Here is a 17,579-nt window from a genome sequence, read left to right as displayed (position 1 = left end):
TCCTAATTATTCATTTTCTTCATGCTCATACGGCAACGATAACGTAAATGTCGTTCCATTTCCCATATGACTATCTACATCAATTTTTCCTCTATGTTTATCGACAATTATATTGTGTGAAATACTTAATCCTAAACCCGTTCCTTGACCCACAGGTTTGGTTGTAAAAAACGGATCAAATATCTTACTTTTATTTTCGTCATTGATACCGGGGCCATTGTCTTCAATTTTAATGATACAATAATCTTTTTCTGGAATGGTTTCTATCTTAATACAGCCTTGAATCGTGTCATTAGCGCCCTTAATAGCTTGTGCAGCGTTGACAATTAAATTGACTAGTACTTGTTCAATTTGTCCTTTATTGCACATTACCTGAGGACATGGCAACAAGTTTAGTTCAACATTTGCGATGTACTTCACTTCATTATTTACAACTACAAGAACTTCTTCGATGAGCTCACCAATATTAACATATTCAAAGTAATTCTCATCAGATAACCTAGCAAAATTTCTCATACTACTCACGATTTTAGCCACGCGATCCAAACCTTTTTGAGAGTCTTTAATTAACTCTGGAAAATCGTCAAAAACAAATTCCATATCCCGTTCAGTCCATTCAAATTGAACATATTGCTTTAATTCATCCAAAGTTGTACCATCCGTATTCATCTTTTGAATGCACGAATTGATAAAAGTTTGAACATTGCTCACGTACTGTTTTATATTTGTAAAGTTGCTAATCACAAACGCTAACGGATTGTTAATTTCATGAGCAATTCCTGCTGCTAGCTCGCCAATCGCCACTAACTTTTCCTTTTGAACCAAATGAAACTGTGCTTGCTTAAGGGATTCATTCACTGCTATCAATTGATTATTTTGAGCTTCAATCAAAATCGCTTTTTGTTTCAAAATTTGTTCATTTTCGATATCGCGTATCGTCGTTTTCACACGAGCAACAAAGTCCATTTCTTCAAATGGTTTCTTAATATAATCGGATGCACCATAATCAAAACACGCTTTTAATGTATTGGTATCGCTAATGGTCGTTAACATAATGATCTTAGGTGGATTTTCAAATTTTGCTTGGTAGAGTTGTTCAAGTACCTGAAGTCCTGTCATCCTAGGCATAATAATATCTAGTAAGACCAAATCAACAGTATGAGTATAGATATGTTCAAGCGCTTCTTCTCCATCCATGGCAAATTCAATCACATCTGCAATGCTGTACTTAATGAGCGTATCTCTTGCAATTAACTGATTAATTTTACTATCTTCCACTATTAATATTTTCATACAACCCTCCGCAAATGAACCATCACTTACAACTGTCATTGAATATACCCAAAATACATCATCCTAAAAAATTTCTATAATATCGCTTCTATTATATTTTTAGTTTTATATTTTTTCTGTTTTAATAGTGCAACAATATGTGTTTCAAAGTATTTATGATGTTCAATTACTTTAGAAAACGATTGTAAATACTGAATCACAATGTGTTTACTAAGCTCAATTTCATTTACAGCTAAAGCCATTAAATGCCTTTTAACAACAACAAAACGACATAACATGAGCCAAAGTGCTTCTTCTATTGAATCGCCTTCTGAAAATGGAAATAAATTCTTATAGATATGATTGAGTGCCCAGTTTCTTAAAATATATGGATAGGTGTTTTGAAACGTCAAATACTTGCTATAACCAAGTTCAATCTGTGTCAAATAGAGGGTTTCATGGAACTGGACAAATCGTGTGGAATCATTTATTCCCAAATCCACCAAGTTGTCTAAAACCCACTTGGAGAATTCTTTGAACTCATCACTTACGGAGTTTATGCTATTACGATTGAGTAATTTTGACACATCAAGAGTTTGCTTGTGCATTTTTTCATGTATAAAAGCTGCCATCTGCATCAATTGATACTCAAACTGCTGATCATTTTGAAAATAGGACATACACTGATTGCGAATATTCGTTAAATCACGGACCAAAGGATCTGAATTTTTTTTATCCTGAGTATTTACTGAGTACGTTAATAGTTTAATAGCTTCAGGCGTTTTGATGGTCACGAGATCCATCGCATGTTCATTTTCAAATAACAATCGTGCAATTTCAGGACAAGATGGCGTTGCAGAACGTTCATATATTCCATCAATTTTATGAGTCATACGCGGATGATCTGAGCAAACATTTGAAAGATAGTCTTCTCCAAGGTGCTTTTGTATCATACAAAAACCATCCGCATTTAAAAATGAACATCTCTTTTCTTCCGTCAATGTAATAAAAGCATAGTTGATATCCTCGTTGTCTACATACTCATTTTTCTTGCAATACTTGATGAGTTCATTCTTCATCCGTGGATTTTTTACTTGCTGATACTTTTTATAAGTTTTTTTATCGACATCTACATCCCAGCCAATACAGCAATTGTCTTCACATTGCCCGCCAATGCATTTGAAATGTTGTAAATACTTTGGAATTTGCATCACAATAACTCCTCGATTTTTAACAGACTTCTATAAATACTAAAATTGTATCGAAAAACCAGAGGCATCCAATTTATCAAATCGATATCCTTTTGCCAAGTAATATTCAATTACACCTGGTAAAGCTTTAACTGTCGTCATTTTTGCATCCGTATCATGAAATAAAACGACGACTTTCTTTTTCTTTTGTAACTGATTCGCAACTGTATTTTGAATACTTTCAGACGATGCGCCATTGCTTTTAGCATCCCCAGAATCCACATTCCAATCAATATACTGAATATGCCGTTCAATCAACTGAGCATTAATGTCGTCGACAAATTTTTGACCATTTAAATTAACAGCGGTATTAGAACCACCAGGGAATCTAAATAGTTCAGGGTAAATGCCAATTGTATTAAATACAACTTCTTGGCAGCTATCAAAATCATTCCAAAATGCTTCACTTGAGGCATAAATGCCATTGTAACTATGTGAATATGAATGATTGCCAATTGCATGTCCAGACTTGACTATTTTTTTTAAGATATCTGGATACTTTGATACATTACGACCTTGAACAAAAAATGTTGCCTTTATGCCATATTGATCTAAAATATTCAAGATTTCAGTTGTTGCTTTTTTAGAAGGTCCATCATCAAAAGTTAAGTAAACGACTTTGTCCGTTAATTTTTGGTTCTGAGCCTTCACAGCTTCATACTGTGCATTTAAGCGATCTACATCGCAGTTTAACTCTTCTATTAATTGAATTTTTTCTTCTATCAAAAGATCTCGATCTTTAATTTCTTTTTCATATTGACTCAAATACTGAATTTTATCATTCTGTATTCGAATCATTTCTTCATACTCGGCTAATTGAGATTTCTGATCACTATTAATCTGAATTGCTTTGAAGCCTGATGTAAACATCAAAACAGCCAATAAAATAATGAGTACTTTGGTAAATTGTCTTTTCATTGTAACATATCCTCAAATCAAAATATGATATAATTAAGGAGAGCAGAATAATCTGAATATTCTGAAATAGTGTCGTTTTTCCTTTGAATAATCGCGTCAAACATTTAAAAATAGGAGGTCATTATGCAAAAGAAATTTTTATTACTGGTATTGTTAATTCTGATTTTGGCTTTTTACAGCATTTCATCAGGTACTACGGTCATCACACAAATCATTGCCGCTTTCAACGAAGACTTAAAAATCGTCTTAAACGGTCAACCATTTGTTACGTATGATGAAAATGGAAAAGAGTTAAAACCTATTATTTATGACGGAAGAACTTATTTGCCGATTAAATCCCTTGCTAAAGCCTTAAATGCAACCGTTGATTGGGTACCTGAGAAGAATACCATTACAATCACACATGGTGATTCAACGTTAGGCATTCCTTACAAAGACGATGAAGATGATGACAAAAAAGGCGATGACGATTCAAAAAAATCGACAAGTCCTTCTACGGCAACTTATGTTGTTCCAGTTGTTACTGCAAAAGTAGAGAATGGTAAAATCATCGTTTCTTGGAATAAAATTTCAGCTTCAACTTTTGAAGGTTACAAAGTGGTCGCATCTATTAAAAATAGCAAACCAGCATATCCTGCTGATGGTTATGCTGCTTATATCACCGATGATAGCACAACCACATTTGAAATTTCGAATTCTACTTACTACAATAATGGTGACTTAGGTGGAAAATTTGTCAGTGGCCAAAAGTACTATATTAGCGTAACGGCTCTCTATCACGACAAAAAAATTCCAGGTAATGTAGTTGAAATCACGATGCCTTAGTCAGTAAATTACCTTAGTTCATAAAATTGAAGCCTCCAGGCGCTCATCAAGCTTGGAGGCTTTTAATTATTCTTCCCAGTTATGGTAAACAGTTTGAATATCGTCGTTGTCTTCCAATAAATCTATGAGTTTTTGCATATATTTGATGTCTTCTTCATCAGAAAGTTTCGTCATCGTTTGTGGTAAATAGCGAAGTTCAGCCATTGAAAACTCATATCCTTGAGCAGATAGTGCATCACGAACACCTGCAAAATCAGATATATCTGTATAGACTTCATAATGATCTTCTTCAATTGAAAAATCTTCAGCTCCAGCTTCAATAACAGCCATTTCAACTTCTTCATCGTTCATTTTATCTATTTTATCAATAACGAGAACACCTTTTCTGTCAAACATAAAACTTACGCAGCCATTTGTTCCTAGATTCCCTTTGCCTTTTACAAAATAACTTCTCACATCAGCTGCTGTTCTATTTGTGTTATCCGTTAAACACTCAACTAAAACAGCGACGCCACCTGGTCCGTATCCTTCGTATGTCAACTCAGTAAAAATCGCGCCGTCATTTTCGCCAGCACCTTTTTTAATTGCACGATCAATGTTATCATTTGGCATGTTCGCTGCTTTTGCTTTTTCAATGGCACTCATTAGAGCTGCATTATAAGCTGGATCAGCGCCACCTTCGCGTGCAGCAACCATAATATATCTACCTAATTTTGTAAATTCTTTTGCTTTTTTTGCATCTTGCTTGCCTTTTCTTTGGATGATTGTACCTATTCTTCCCACGGGTTTTTCACTCCTGTTCTTATACTTTAATTTGCTTCACTATTATAACATACAACCTAACCAGTGACTAGAATTTTGGCGGCACTGGTGCTAGCTTTCTTTTATGTTCTGTCGAGCGATTTAATTTTTCTATTATGAGTCGATCTTTTTCAGGTATGCTCTTTCCTAGCAGATAGTCATCAATGTAATCGTAGGTAGTTCCCATTTCACTTTCATCTGTTTGCCCTTCCCAAAGACCTGCAGAAGGTTGTCGTTCCAATATACTTTGTGGGACGCCTAGTGCTTTTGCCCATTGAAACACTTCACGTTTTAATAAATTTCCAATTGGTACGATATCGACACCACCGTCACCATATTTAGTAAAATATCCCGTTAAGATTTCAGCTGCATTGTCCGTTCCTGCTACTAAATATCCCAAAGAATTTGCAATTGCATAGATTGACGACATTCTTAATCTCGCTCTCAAATTTGCATCTGCCAATCTTGCATTTTTTACATCATACCCTGATAATTGTTCTTCCACTTTTTCATAAATAAAACCATGAGCATCTGATAAATCAATTTTTACAAAAGGGATGTCAATTGCCTTTGCAAGTTCAGTTGCATCTAATTCATCTTTTGGGCTACTTTTGCAGGGTAAGATCACACCCATCGATTGATCTGGGAATGCTTTTTTTAATAAACATGCAACGACCGCTGAATCAATACCACCTGATAATCCAACAATAACACCATTTGTTTTAGAATCACGAACTTGTTCTCTAATCCATTCAACTGTAAGTTCAATTTTTTCTTCCATTGTTTTGTTCATTTGAAAGCCTCTCTTTATGATTTTTATCTTGTAATAATTCATTCAATACTTCATATCTAAATTTGTAGGTGAGTCATAGAAATTGGTTTCTAACACCTTGCCATCTTTAACGGTGATATAACAATCCTCTTTTTTATGAATCTCTATTTGATTTGCAGTCATTTCAATCAACTGATTTAAAACTTCTATTTCTATACTTGGTTCGTAATAAATCGAGATTGAAACTGTATCCGAAAACTGCGTATCTCGAATGATGATTCCTTCATGATGGAGCAAGTAATTTTGAATTTTTCCATGATGATGATACTCAAAACTGAGCTCAACTTCACATACTAATTGACGCTCGACAATCCAAGCCTCTTCAAGTGCTAATTTTGCAGTTTCAGTATATGCTCTTACAAGTCCACCCGTTCCTAATTTGACACCACCAAAATAACGTGTGACAACTACACAGGCATTGGTAATCCCTTCTTTTTTTAACATATCAAGGATTGGAACACCTGCAGTACCAGAAAGTTCACCATCATCCGAATACCTTTGCACTGAAAAAGTCTCCCCGAGAACATATACCGGTACGTTATGAGTGGCATCCCAATGCTTTTTTTTGATTTTCTCGATAAATAGGATTGCTTCATTCTCTGTTTGTACTGGACAAGCATACCCAATAAATCTAGATTTACTGATGATATGTTCTACGGATGCATCTTTATAAATTGTACGATGATTTCTCATAGGGCATATTTTTGATAACGATTAAAGTCTGCAATGGACACTTCTGCACAAATCATCGTTCCTTCTTCTTGGTATTCAAGTTCAATCACTTTATAGGTTTCACAAAGATAAGATGAGATGGTTCCTTCTGTATAAGGAATTAAAAACTTTGCGAGCTTGTGGTCTTTAAAAATCATTTGTTTAATTTTCGATACTAACAGCTCAATATTTTCCCCTGTTTTTGCAGAAATAAATACGGCGTCTTGATCGAAATTAGCAACAGAATGACCTTTATCTATTTTATTATATACCGTAATCATTGGGATAGACTGTGCTTTAAGCTCTTCCAAAACTTGATGAGTTACTTCCATTTGCATGGCATAACTATCATTGTTTGCATCGACAACATGCAACAATAAATCGGCATTCAAAGTTTCTTCTAATGTTGCCTTAAATGCACTGACTAAACTGTGAGGGAGCTTTGAAACAAACCCTACTGTATCCGTCAAAATGAACTCTTTTTTGTCCTCCAACACAATCCTTCTATTATACGTGTCGAGTGTGGCAAAAAGCATATCTTTTTCAAATACATGTCTTTCTACATCTAATTCAGTTGATTGACCGATGAGACAATTCATTAATGATGATTTTCCTGCATTTGTATATCCCACTAGAGCTACAACTGGAACTTCGTTCTTTTCACGAAGTTGTCTTTGTACAATTCTATTTTTATCTGCTTCTTGAATTTGTCTCTTAATTTCATCAATTCGATCTTGAATTTTACGACGATCTAATTCGAGTTTTTGCTCTCCAGGTCCTCTAGTTCCAATTCCGCCACCCGTTCTAGACAAATTTGCATTGATGCCTATCAACCTTGGTAAACGATATTTTAACTGCGCTAACTCGACCTGAAGTTTTGCAATCTTTGTCTGTGCTCGTAATGCAAAAATGTCCAAAATTAGTGCTGTACGGTCCACTACTGTCACGCCAATGAGTTCTTCTAAATTCCTCATTTGAGCTCCCGACAATTCATCATTGAAAATAACGATATCTGCTTCTGTGTCCATTACAGACATTTTAACTTCTTCAACTTTTCCAGATCCAATATAAGTTGGCGCTTCAATTTTTGACTTATTTTGTATAATTATATCCACAACTTCCGCATCTGCAGCCATCGCGAGTTCAGCTAACTCATTCATTGAATCTTCAATGCAAAACTCATTTTTTAGGCCTTGAAATAATCCCACTAAAACAGCTTTCTGCTTTTTATCACTAACCGATTCTATTAAATTCACGTCTTTTTCAGCCATTTTACCCTCCGTACACGCCTCATATACATCCAATTATACTACATCCTTATCTATAATCACACTCAAAATCAAAAGAGTCCCTGATAAAAATATTAAGAATTCATTATAATACTTTAAAAATTGGGACTCAGGTTATTTATTTATGATATAATACGTTGTAACATTTTTTGTGTCAATACTATCGCATCCATGCGATAAATCAGCCTCAGGAGGTTTAAATGGAAAGCACAAGAAAAGCAACTCCCAACCACAAAAGTACACCACCGGGAAAGCCGAGTCAAAAAACAAAAAAACCTAAAAAATCACTTATGAATATACTCAAAATAGCATTGATTGCCATGATTATTCTCGGTATCACAGGTGTGACTGTTGTATACCTATACGTGATGGTTGTTCTGAAAGGCATCGAACCGATTGATCCAGACCAAATTTCGGCAGCACTTTCTGAAAACTCTGTTATCGTAGATAGTGAAGGTCGCGTTTTGGAGCATATCCAAAATGAAGGACTCCGAACCGTTATTCATTATGACGATATGAGCAAAGATTTAATTAACGCGTTTGTAGCGGTTGAAGATAAGACCTTTTTCACGCACAATGGATTCAACTTTATTCGCTTGTTTGGTGCTGTAAAAGATACACTCGTGACAGGCAAACGACTTGGTGGTACAAGTACCATCACTCAACAGCTTGCGCGTAATGTCTACTTATATGAAACGAAAAGTAAGAGGGATTTAGACCGTAAAATTAAAGAAGCTTATTATGCAATTGAACTTGAAAAATATTTGACAAAAGAACAAATCATTGAAGGCTATCTCAATTTAGTCTATCTAGGTGCCAATACCAATGGTGTAGAAGCAGCTGCAAAAACTTACTTTTCTAAAAGCGCTTCTGAACTGGACTATATTGAATCAGCGTTACTCGCAGGTATTGTAAAATCACCATCGTATTATACGCCAATGATTACGAAAAAGAAAGTGGATGTGACACCTGAAGATTTTGTATTAGAAGATAGCGATCCACTTTATACACTCGTGTTTAATCCAAACTGCGTTGACCGCTATTTAACTTCTATTTACTTAATGCATGAAAACAATAAAATTACCGATGCAGAATATGAGTATGCTAAGACAGTTGATCTAAAAACGGTTATCAAACCTGGAAAAACATCTCAATCAGAGATTTCATCGTTCTTTGCTGATATGGTAAAAGACGATGTCATTAAAGACTTAAAAGCTGAGTATGGTTACACTACAGCAGAAGCAAATAATTTGCTATACACTGGTGGCCTAGTTATTGAGTCCACTATTGATTTTGATATGCAAAAGACTTTAGAAAGTCACTATGCTAAAGAAAATTTCACAACATATTATGGTGAATCCACTGCTGTAGCTGTCCGCACGTTCCAAAAAAACAATGGACTCACTGTAGATGGTGTTTGTGGTAAAAATACCATTGCAAAAATTGGCGAACTAACTGGCATGGATACTTCAACATTTACGCAAGAAGTCTATAAAAAAGGCTCTAATAATGAAGAAGTCATTTTGTTGAAGAAGACATTATTTGATTTGGGATATCTGATTAACAACGAAAATTTCCCTAAAGTAACCGTCATTCTCGATGGAAATGGAAATATCATCAGTGAAGAAAGTAAAAAAATCATCATTTATAAACAATCTAACTTGATTGATGAAAATAAAAACTTAGTCATTCCATCAAGCGATTACACGTTTGATGCAGATGGCAATCTTGTTTTATTAAAAGGAAAGCGACTTTATTTTTATCCACATTATCAGGACGATAAACTTGTGAGTATTCAAGTAGTTGTAAAAGAAACGTTCACTTACAATGAAAATAGTGAAGAAAACGAAAAACTCGCAGGAGGAAAATACAATCTTTCAGAACTCTACACACACGAAGGAAAAGATGTATTGATTCCAAATGAATATAAATCATTTGATGAAAATAACAACGTGGTCATTGACAAAAAGTTTTTAGTGGAACATTCTGATTTCTTCGCGATTGATAGCGAACAAAATCTTCGTGTTGCCCACGCTAATTATGTCATTAACGAAGCTGGTACGATTCAACCACAATCTGCGATGGTTATCATTGATTATCACAACGGCGAACTCAAAGCCATCGTTGGTGGACGAAACATTTCAGGACAACGCGTATACAATCGTGCAACAAATCCAAGACAACCGGGATCAGCAATAAAACCAATTTCAGTGTTTACACCTGCTATTGATAGCAAGAAGTTCACGACTGCTTCTGTCCTCGATGACCGCCCTGTATACCTTATGGGAGATGAAACACGTTGGCCACTCAATTGGTACGAAGCTTACAGCAATTATGCTAAACATTGGGGTCTTGTCACTATAAGAGAATCCGTACAACAATCCATCAACGTTACTGCAGCACTTTTAGCAAAAGAGTTAGGGGTTCAAACTTGCCTCGATTATTTAGATAAATTTGGCATCAGCACCCTCGTTAAAGAAGGCGAAACGAATGATGCCAATATAGCTGCAGTTGCGCTCGGTGGTATGACAAAGGGCATTACCCCACTCGATCTGACTTCTGCATATGGCGCTATTGCAAACAAAGGTGTGCGTAATAGCGTAACGACCTATAAAACTGTAAAAAATTCTAAAGGTGACATATTACTAAAAAATGAAACAAAACAAACGTATATTGTGGACGAAAATGTCGCATATATTGTACAAGACTTAATGAAAACAAGCGTTGACTCAGGTGTTGCAACAGCTGCTAAATTGTCTCCTAACAACGACATCATGCAAGTTTCAGGTAAAACTGGTACAACTTCGAGCAATATTGACGCTTGGTTTGTTGGCTATACACCATACTATGTAGGCGGTGTTTGGTTCGGAAATGACTATAATATTCCGTTAGATCAAGGCTCTCGAATCGCAGCTCAATTTTGGAAAACTGTCATGGCAGATATTCATGTTGATTTGGAACCAAAGCAATTTGAAGTACCATCCGGTATTGAAACAGCTCAAGTTGATATCATTTCAGGAAAACTACCTAGTGATTTGTCCGCCAAAGATCCACGCGGAACCATTCGCACGGAAATTTTCTTAAAAGGAACCGTTCCAACAGAAGTAGATGATATCCATGTTACTGCCGATATCTGTACTGAAAGTGGTAAATTGGCTGGTCCAAATTGTCCAACGACACTTATTGAATCTCGTGTTTTTGTCAAGCGACCAGAACCGTACATTCCAGCAGATCATTTAGACGATAAAGGCAACCCAATTATCCTAAGAGACTCCGCTTATGACTTGCCACTCGATACTTGCGATGTGCATACTGAAAGCACAACTCAGCCAACAACAGAAACACCAACTGAAGATTCTAATTTAGGAATCGAACCGCTGGTTACGATGGCAGATGGTTCCATCATGATTCAAAGATCATATCCTATTGAACTCACTGATGGCAGAATTATACTCCTTCCAAAAGGAACAAAAATCTTGCCTGATAACTCCATTCTTTATGAAGATGGATCGACAATTGCAGCAACTGATATTAAGATGATTCCAAACTATACAAAAGAAGAACTGGATATTCTCTACCCATGATGTCCGAAGCGATTCATTAAAACAAACCATTCAGAATGAACAAACACAAAAAGGTACAAGTGATTTATCTAGTCACTTGTACCTTTTATCTATTGTCTTCTTTTTCCTTCAACGACAATAATCGTTTCTTTATTGGAAATCGCCTCTTTGACGAGCGCATCTACATCTAACAAACTCAATGACTGTTGTATTTTATCTAACCGTGGCTTTGTCACTACACGATCTGGCAAGAAAACTGTACAGCAATCTTCAAACGGTAAGATAGACGTTTCAAAAGTATCAATTCGCTTTGCAACTTCTATGATCTGTACTTTATCATATGCGATAAGAGGTCTAAAAACTGGAAGCTCTACCATGCTATTGGTCACCGTCATACCTTCAATTGTCTGACTTGCTACTTGTCCAAGATTTTCGCCTGTTATTAAGCCCTTACATTCAAATTGATTTGCAATTTGCTCAGCCAATTTCATCATGAAACATCTTGATAAAATAGTCATTTCTTCAGACGGACATTTTTCATTAATTGCCTTTTGAATCTCTAGAATATTGATACTATGAATTTTGAGATTTCTTGTATATTTCGTCAGTTTTGCAGCTAAATCAACGACCTTTTCTAATGCTCTTTCACTTGTGAATGGGTATGAATGAAAATGAATTGCTTCAAGCTCAAGTCCACGCTTCGCCATCATATATCCAGCCACAGGACTATCAATTCCACCTGAAAGTAAAAGTAATCCTTTTCCAGCGCTTCCATAAGGCATACCTCCTACACCTGGATATCTCTTACTAAATATATACACCTGATCTCGAATCTCAACAGTTAAAAGTAAATCCGGATGATGCACATCTACTTTTAAATGGTCTGTATTTATTAACAAATGCGCTCCCACCGTGCGATTAATTTCAGGCGTATTTAGCGGAAACCCCTTATCAGCTCTATTTGTTTCAATTTTAAACGTCTTTATCGGCATTTCTTGACTCAACTTGAGCGCAAGCTCTAAGCAGGTCTTTTTAATGACTTCAATGTCCTTTACAACCCTCGTTGCTGGACTTACCGATACCACTCCAAAAACGTTCGTAACAGCCTCAATAATTTCGTCCATGTATTCTTCATTGTACTCAACAATAACACGTCCATGTTTATCTAGCACAACCGTTTCTGGAAATTTGGCTAATGCCTTTTTGATATTGGTCACAAACTTTTTCTCAAAAGTGCGGATATTCTTTCCTTTCAAACCAATTTCACCATATCTTACAAGTAGTAGTTCTCTCATATTCACCTCAAATTAATTAACATATAAACAACACTATTTTTTCTTTTTTGGCTTAAACATAATACGTCTTAGTTCATCAGCCGCCCGCGCTACAATTTTACCAGTTTCATAAACTTCTTCAGTGTCTAAATCCGGATGAAAACTTAATCTGACACTCCCCTCCAGACGATTCTCATCACTTGTCAACGCCTGAATGACATGGGAGTATGCTTTTTTCTTGGATGAACAAGCTGACCCTGTAGAAATATAAATATCTTTTGACTCAAGAGTGTGAAGCAATACTTCCCCTTTAACGCCAATAAAACTTAAATTCAGGATATAAGGTGAAACCTGATTGACTAAACTGCCATTTACACTCACGTAATTCTCAATATGTTTTATATGAGTGTTAATCCAATCTTCCGCATGATCATGGTCCAATTGATCCATTGGTTGCTGCTCAAAATTCAAATTATCAAAATAATAAGATAGCAATCCCAGTAAAAATGCGTTCTTAATTTTCAATACCTGATCTAATTGCTGATAACGATCTGTGCAATCCTTCACGGCTTGTTCAAATGCTAAAATGCCTAATAAATTCTCGGTTCCAGGTCTTGCTCCACCTTCTTGCTGACCACCATAAAAAAGTGGCTTCATGTGAAGTCCAGAACGAACATACAGTGCACCTACACCTTTTAAACCATTAATTTTATGAGAACTTATGCTCATAAGATCAATGTGAGAGCGTTTGACGTCTATTTTCATTTTCCCAAATGATTGAACTGCATCTACATGAAATCGAATTGAAGTTCGATGTTCCTTATTGAATTGATGAATACATTCTCCTATCGCCTGTACCGGCTGTATTGATCCAACTTCGTTATTAACGTGCATAATGCTAACTAGAACCGTATTCGTCGTTAAAGCGTTATTTAGATCCTCAACACGCACAAGTCCGTCTTTATCAACTGGTAAAACAACCGTCTCAAATCCACGTTTTGATAAATGTTCCATCGTATTATAAACAGATGGATGTTCAATGCAACTTGTTATAAATCGACCAGAACTTCTATGATCAACCGATCCCAAAATGGCTAAATTATTGGATTCCGTACCCCCAGAAGTGAAAATCAATTCCCTTTCGCCAACCTTCAAATGATCACATATCGTTTTTCTTGCACACTTCAGTTTACGTTCCGATGCAACACCTAACGTATGAAGTGAAGAAGGATTACCATAACATTCTATCATCTGATCAACGACTTCCTTGACAGATATTGAAATCGGTGAAGTCGCTGCATAATCTAAGTACATGAATATATCTCCTTTACATTTCCGTAATGCTTCTTTTAATATCTATCACATTATTATATAATAATTTTGGATTAAATAAAATTTATTTGTAAAATTTTACTTCATCGGAGGATTCTATGAAAAAACGAATCGCTGTAATTTTCACTGGCGGAACAATTTCAATGAAAGTTGACGAAAGATTAGCAGCTGCTATACCTGCACTCTCAAGCGAAGAAATCATGTCAATGGTAACCAATATTGATCGAATTGCAGATATTGAAATTATTACATTTGGCAGTTATCCTGGCCCACACATGACACCAGATCTAATTTGGTCGTTATCAACTCTTGTGAAAGAAACAATTTCACGTGCAGATATTGATGGTGTCGTAATTACTCACGGAACGGATTCGCTCGAAGAGACTGCTTACTTCTTAGACTTAAATATCAATTGCCAAAAACCAATCGTATTTGTGGCTGCAATGCGAAATGGATCTGAGCTTGGCTACGATGGTCCAAGCAATCTATCAGCAGCGATTTGTACTGCAACTTCTGATGATGCACAGAACAGAGGTGTGCTCATCGTTCTCAACAATGAAGTCAATTCAGCTCGTGAAACGACTAAATCCCATACACTCTCCCTAGATACTTTCAAATCTTTGGAATTTGGCCCACTAGGAATTGTAGACAATGATGAAGTTATTTTTTATCGAAACATCATAAAGCATGATCACATTGAAACCACACGATACGAAAAAGAAGTAGAACTCATTAAAGCATGCGTTGGTTATGATTCTAAGTACATGAATTTCGCCATTGACAATGGTACGAAGGGATTTGTAATAGAAGCAATGGGGCGAGGCAACGTTCCACCAGGCATGATTGATGGCATTAAACGCGCAATATCACTCAACATTCCTGTTGTCATCGTTACACGTTGTCCGATGGGACGAGTTTTAGACTCCTATGGATACACCGGAGGTGGTAAGGATATTCGAAATCATGGCGCAATATTTGGTGGTAATCTTAATGGTCAAAAAGCACGTATTAAACTAATGCTTGCATTAGGCAAAACACAAGACTATCAAGACATAAAAGCTATTTTTGAAATGGGTGTTTACAGCAAGTAAATAAAATGAGTGCATCATAAGATAAACTACAAATAGTAAGGCTATAATATGTTTAAATATTATAGCCTTAATTAATTATTATTCAACTTATCCTCAAATAACCACCCAGTAATCTATTGACTAAAAGATGAATTATCATAATAAGCAAACCACTTCATTACATATGATGAAGTAATACTTCCTCAATATCAAGCGAATAATCACTTGATAAATCTACGTACTCATTTCCAGTTTTAATAAGTGGTCTGTTCAACGCAAACTTATTAATATAAATAACTTCGCCCACTCGACCATCATTTAATTTCACTTTATTATTAATAAAATATTTAGCAATGTTGGTCATGAAAACGTCCGTAATCACAGGATCTAACCCTCTGAAACTTTCATCTTTCATAATATTAAATGCCTGAAAGGATGAAATTCCCTTTTTATAAACACGATCAGACGTAATAGCGTCAAAAACATCCACAACGCCTATAATTCGAGCTAAATACGGAGTCTGCTCTTCTTTAAGTCCGCTTGGATATCCAGTACCATCGCTTCGTTCATGATGAAATAAAATTGCAGCTAATACTTCTTTAGGTATGGATAAATTATTTTTTAAAAGTTCATATCCGAGTCTAGAATGATCTTGCAATGCGCCTTTCTCAATTTCACTCAAAGTCCCCATTTTTAACAACAGTTCTTGCGGAACGGCTGTCTTTCCCAAATCATGTAACAAACCAGCCATACCAATCATGTAAATACTACTTTTGCCAAGTCCTAACCATTTTCCTAACATGGCTCCAAGCATGGATACATTTACAGCATGAGTGAAATTATAGCTTTCTCTAAACGAAAGTAAACGCATTGTACCAAGCACATCATTATCAGCCAATAGCGTGTCAATTAAAGGTTTGATATCATCCTCTACTGTCTTAACATCAAAATCAAAATCTTTATTTTGAACTTGATAATAGATTTTCTTAAAACGATCAAGAACAACTGCATAATTATTATTAATTTCACGGTACTTAGTTTCTAAAGAAATATTTTTATAAGCGAAAGATTTTTCGTCTTGACCATCTTCTGAAACAAAAACGTGAGTAATATTATGATTTTTAAAATAATCTACATGTCGTGATTGAAATTCAGTCCCTTGAGATAATATAATATTCCCCAAATCATTATAAATATCTTTAGACAATCTCATGCCAATTTGCAAATCATCTATTGAAATCTCCTTCATTACGATCCCCCTATCTTAACAAATTATCTCATCATGCTTTATTTATATATTAAAGTTAAATCGGATTAACGCTAGATCTGATTTTCATTTAACTTAACTGTTTCTTCATTTGACAGTTACATCATTTGACAGTTACATCATTTGACAGTTACTTCATTTGGCTGTTACTTCATTCGATTATTGTTAAATTAAACTATCATTTAATCCTTAATCCAAAAAATTACATTTTCTTCTTAGTCATGTATAATGATGAGAAATAAGTAAGAAAAAATGCACTTATAAGTCTAACCGATACAATAATGATTCCACTCGCTCCAACGGCAACAAACAGTAATGTATCCTCTACAATTGCATGACAAGCAGCTAAAAATATAGATACAAGAAGCACACTTTTTGTATCTAACTCATCTTCATTCATGGATTGTATTAAAACACCTGCTCCATATGAAATACCAAAGAACAATCCTACCGCTAACGGAAAAGCTGACCTGTTACTCATTCCTAAAAATTTCGAAATGGGTGAAAATAATTTCGAAACCCCATCAAGAATTTTTAAATCTTTCGCAATTTCCATAAAAATCATGAGTGGGATAACAATAACAGCAATCCCATAAATAGATTTAATACTGCCTATGATTCCAATTTCATAAAACTCGATTAGATAACTCATAATTTCCTCTTTATAAAAAGACATTTAGCAAAATACCACTGATTATTGACAAACTCAAACGCAACAATACAACGAATACTGTATTTACTTTTAATTTGTTAAATATTGCCGTTTCAACAATTAATGAATGTGAAAAGGCTAGCATCACAGCAAGTATGGTAATCTGTTTCACAGAAAGCGTTAGCGATGCAATCGCACCTAAAGCTGCATATAGATTCAAAACATTCCCTAAAACTAAAACAATAGCTGCTTCGCCGGGTAATCCAAACCAAATCATTAATGGCTTGAAAACAACTGCTATTCCATCAATTAACGGTGTCATTCTTATCACAGTAACAATTAAATAAACAGGTATTAAAACTCTAGATAAGATCCACAATGTTTTTAGTCCATTTACCATACCACGCTTGAACGTATCTAATGTAATCATTTAATCCTACCATTCTATATTCGAAATATTATCGCTTATATATTAACATAAATTCATAAGATTAGCTAGTGATTATTCCGTTTTGTTAATCTA

Annotated in this window: 15 protein-coding genes; 3 read left to right on the top strand and 12 right to left on the bottom strand. The window is 35.3% G+C overall.

All coding sequences use genetic code 11. From position 1 onward, the window contains the following. Positions 1-6 precede the first annotated feature (6 nt). From ACZ41W_RS01445 to ACZ41W_RS01435, 3 genes are all read right to left on the bottom strand, one after another. Complete coding sequence (locus ACZ41W_RS01445) at positions 7-1,293, bottom strand: ATP-binding protein (protein WP_464313098.1); 1,287 nt, start codon at positions 1,291-1,293, stop codon at positions 7-9. A 74-nt stretch (positions 1,294-1,367) separates the two neighbouring features. Continuing rightward, positions 1,368-2,483, bottom strand: coding sequence for a flagellin lysine-N-methylase (gene fliB, locus ACZ41W_RS01440; protein ID WP_464313097.1), 1,116 nt, complete (start codon positions 2,481-2,483; stop codon positions 1,368-1,370). Between the two features lie 39 nt (positions 2,484-2,522). Beyond that, positions 2,523-3,440 carry a polysaccharide deacetylase family protein gene (locus ACZ41W_RS01435; protein WP_464313096.1) on the bottom strand — a complete coding sequence of 306 codons (918 nt, stop codon included), beginning with the start codon at positions 3,438-3,440 and terminating at the stop codon, positions 2,523-2,525. Positions 3,441-3,563: 123 nt separating this feature from the next. On the opposite strand from ACZ41W_RS01435, the gene ACZ41W_RS01430 reads away from it, so the two are divergent. Further along, positions 3,564-4,265 carry a stalk domain-containing protein gene (locus ACZ41W_RS01430; RefSeq protein ID WP_464313095.1) on the top strand — a complete coding sequence of 234 codons (702 nt, stop codon included), beginning with the start codon at positions 3,564-3,566 and terminating at the stop codon, positions 4,263-4,265. Between the two features lie 66 nt (positions 4,266-4,331). On the opposite strand, the gene ACZ41W_RS01425 is transcribed toward ACZ41W_RS01430, so the two are convergent. The 4 genes from ACZ41W_RS01425 to hflX all read right to left on the bottom strand — a co-directional run bounded on the left by ACZ41W_RS01425 (position 4,332) and on the right by hflX (position 7,880). Beyond that, complete coding sequence (locus ACZ41W_RS01425) at positions 4,332-5,048, bottom strand: YebC/PmpR family DNA-binding transcriptional regulator (protein ID WP_464313094.1); 717 nt, start codon at positions 5,046-5,048, stop codon at positions 4,332-4,334. Between the two features lie 67 nt (positions 5,049-5,115). After that, positions 5,116-5,859 carry an NAD(+) synthase gene (gene nadE / locus ACZ41W_RS01420; RefSeq protein WP_464313093.1) on the bottom strand — a complete coding sequence of 248 codons (744 nt, stop codon included), beginning with the start codon at positions 5,857-5,859 and terminating at the stop codon, positions 5,116-5,118. Positions 5,860-5,901: 42 nt separating this feature from the next. Further along, entirely contained in the window at positions 5,902-6,591 is a 690-nt protein-coding gene (locus tag ACZ41W_RS01415; protein WP_464313092.1) for a YigZ family protein, read from the bottom strand. Beyond that, positions 6,588-7,880: a GTPase HflX gene (gene hflX, locus ACZ41W_RS01410; RefSeq protein ID WP_464313091.1), complete on the bottom strand. Its 1,293-nt coding sequence runs from the start codon at positions 7,878-7,880 to the stop codon at positions 6,588-6,590. The genes ACZ41W_RS01415 and hflX overlap by 4 nt, the downstream gene beginning before the upstream one ends. A gap of 218 nt (positions 7,881-8,098) precedes the next feature. Here hflX and ACZ41W_RS01405 point away from each other — a divergent pair, with 218 nt between their 5' ends. Further along, positions 8,099-11,482: a transglycosylase domain-containing protein gene (locus tag ACZ41W_RS01405; RefSeq protein WP_464313090.1), complete on the top strand. Its 3,384-nt coding sequence runs from the start codon at positions 8,099-8,101 to the stop codon at positions 11,480-11,482. 89 nt (positions 11,483-11,571) lie between these two features. Here the strand turns inward: ACZ41W_RS01405 and thiI are convergent, their stop codons facing one another. Continuing rightward, positions 11,572-12,756 carry a tRNA uracil 4-sulfurtransferase ThiI gene (thiI, locus tag ACZ41W_RS01400; protein ID WP_464313089.1) on the bottom strand — a complete coding sequence of 395 codons (1,185 nt, stop codon included), beginning with the start codon at positions 12,754-12,756 and terminating at the stop codon, positions 11,572-11,574. Between the two features lie 33 nt (positions 12,757-12,789). Then, on the bottom strand, positions 12,790-14,049 hold the full coding sequence (locus ACZ41W_RS01395; RefSeq protein WP_464313088.1) for a cysteine desulfurase family protein: 1,260 nt from the start codon (positions 14,047-14,049) through the stop codon (positions 12,790-12,792). A 116-nt stretch (positions 14,050-14,165) separates the two neighbouring features. On the opposite strand from ACZ41W_RS01395, the gene ACZ41W_RS01390 reads away from it, so the two are divergent. Then, complete coding sequence (locus tag ACZ41W_RS01390; RefSeq protein ID WP_464313087.1) at positions 14,166-15,158, top strand: asparaginase; 993 nt, start codon at positions 14,166-14,168, stop codon at positions 15,156-15,158. 157 nt (positions 15,159-15,315) lie between these two features. Here the strand turns inward: ACZ41W_RS01390 and ACZ41W_RS01385 are convergent, their stop codons facing one another. The 3 genes from ACZ41W_RS01385 to ACZ41W_RS01375 form a co-directional block, all read right to left on the bottom strand. Further along, entirely contained in the window at positions 15,316-16,386 is a 1,071-nt protein-coding gene (locus ACZ41W_RS01385) for an HD-GYP domain-containing protein (RefSeq protein ID WP_464313086.1), read from the bottom strand. Between the two features lie 220 nt (positions 16,387-16,606). Further along, entirely contained in the window at positions 16,607-17,056 is a 450-nt protein-coding gene (locus tag ACZ41W_RS01380) for a nucleoside recognition domain-containing protein (RefSeq protein ID WP_464313085.1), read from the bottom strand. A 10-nt stretch (positions 17,057-17,066) separates the two neighbouring features. Continuing rightward, positions 17,067-17,486: a nucleoside recognition domain-containing protein gene (locus tag ACZ41W_RS01375; RefSeq protein ID WP_464313084.1), complete on the bottom strand. Its 420-nt coding sequence runs from the start codon at positions 17,484-17,486 to the stop codon at positions 17,067-17,069. Positions 17,487-17,579: the final 93 nt, after the last annotated feature.

The sequence above is a fragment of the Fusibacter fontis genome (assembly GCF_055378735.1).
Note: the sequence above shows the minus strand (reverse complement) of the source record. Positions and strands in the feature narration are given on the sequence as shown.

What these genes read in the sequence shown, in the direction of transcription:
- ACZ41W_RS01445 (WP_464313098.1), bottom strand. Translation starts at nt 1,293, where the DNA reads ATGAAAATATTAATAGTGGAAGATAGTAAAATTAATCAGTTAATTGCA.
- fliB (WP_464313097.1), bottom strand. Translation starts at nt 2,483, where the DNA reads ATGCAAATTCCAAAGTATTTACAACATTTCAAATGCATTGGCGGGCAA.
- ACZ41W_RS01435 (WP_464313096.1), bottom strand. Translation starts at nt 3,440, where the DNA reads ATGAAAAGACAATTTACCAAAGTACTCATTATTTTATTGGCTGTTTTG.
- ACZ41W_RS01430 (WP_464313095.1), top strand. Translation starts at nt 3,564, where the DNA reads ATGCAAAAGAAATTTTTATTACTGGTATTGTTAATTCTGATTTTGGCT.
- nadE (WP_464313093.1), bottom strand. Translation starts at nt 5,859, where the DNA reads ATGAACAAAACAATGGAAGAAAAAATTGAACTTACAGTTGAATGGATT.
- ACZ41W_RS01415 (WP_464313092.1), bottom strand. Translation starts at nt 6,591, where the DNA reads ATGAGAAATCATCGTACAATTTATAAAGATGCATCCGTAGAACATATC.
- hflX (WP_464313091.1), bottom strand. Translation starts at nt 7,880, where the DNA reads ATGGCTGAAAAAGACGTGAATTTAATAGAATCGGTTAGTGATAAAAAG.
- ACZ41W_RS01405 (WP_464313090.1), top strand. Translation starts at nt 8,099, where the DNA reads ATGGAAAGCACAAGAAAAGCAACTCCCAACCACAAAAGTACACCACCG.
- thiI (WP_464313089.1), bottom strand. Translation starts at nt 12,756, where the DNA reads ATGAGAGAACTACTACTTGTAAGATATGGTGAAATTGGTTTGAAAGGA.
- ACZ41W_RS01395 (WP_464313088.1), bottom strand. Translation starts at nt 14,049, where the DNA reads ATGTACTTAGATTATGCAGCGACTTCACCGATTTCAATATCTGTCAAG.
- ACZ41W_RS01390 (WP_464313087.1), top strand. Translation starts at nt 14,166, where the DNA reads ATGAAAAAACGAATCGCTGTAATTTTCACTGGCGGAACAATTTCAATG.
- ACZ41W_RS01385 (WP_464313086.1), bottom strand. Translation starts at nt 16,386, where the DNA reads ATGAAGGAGATTTCAATAGATGATTTGCAAATTGGCATGAGATTGTCT.
- ACZ41W_RS01380 (WP_464313085.1), bottom strand. Translation starts at nt 17,056, where the DNA reads ATGAGTTATCTAATCGAGTTTTATGAAATTGGAATCATAGGCAGTATT.
- ACZ41W_RS01375 (WP_464313084.1), bottom strand. Translation starts at nt 17,486, where the DNA reads ATGATTACATTAGATACGTTCAAGCGTGGTATGGTAAATGGACTAAAA.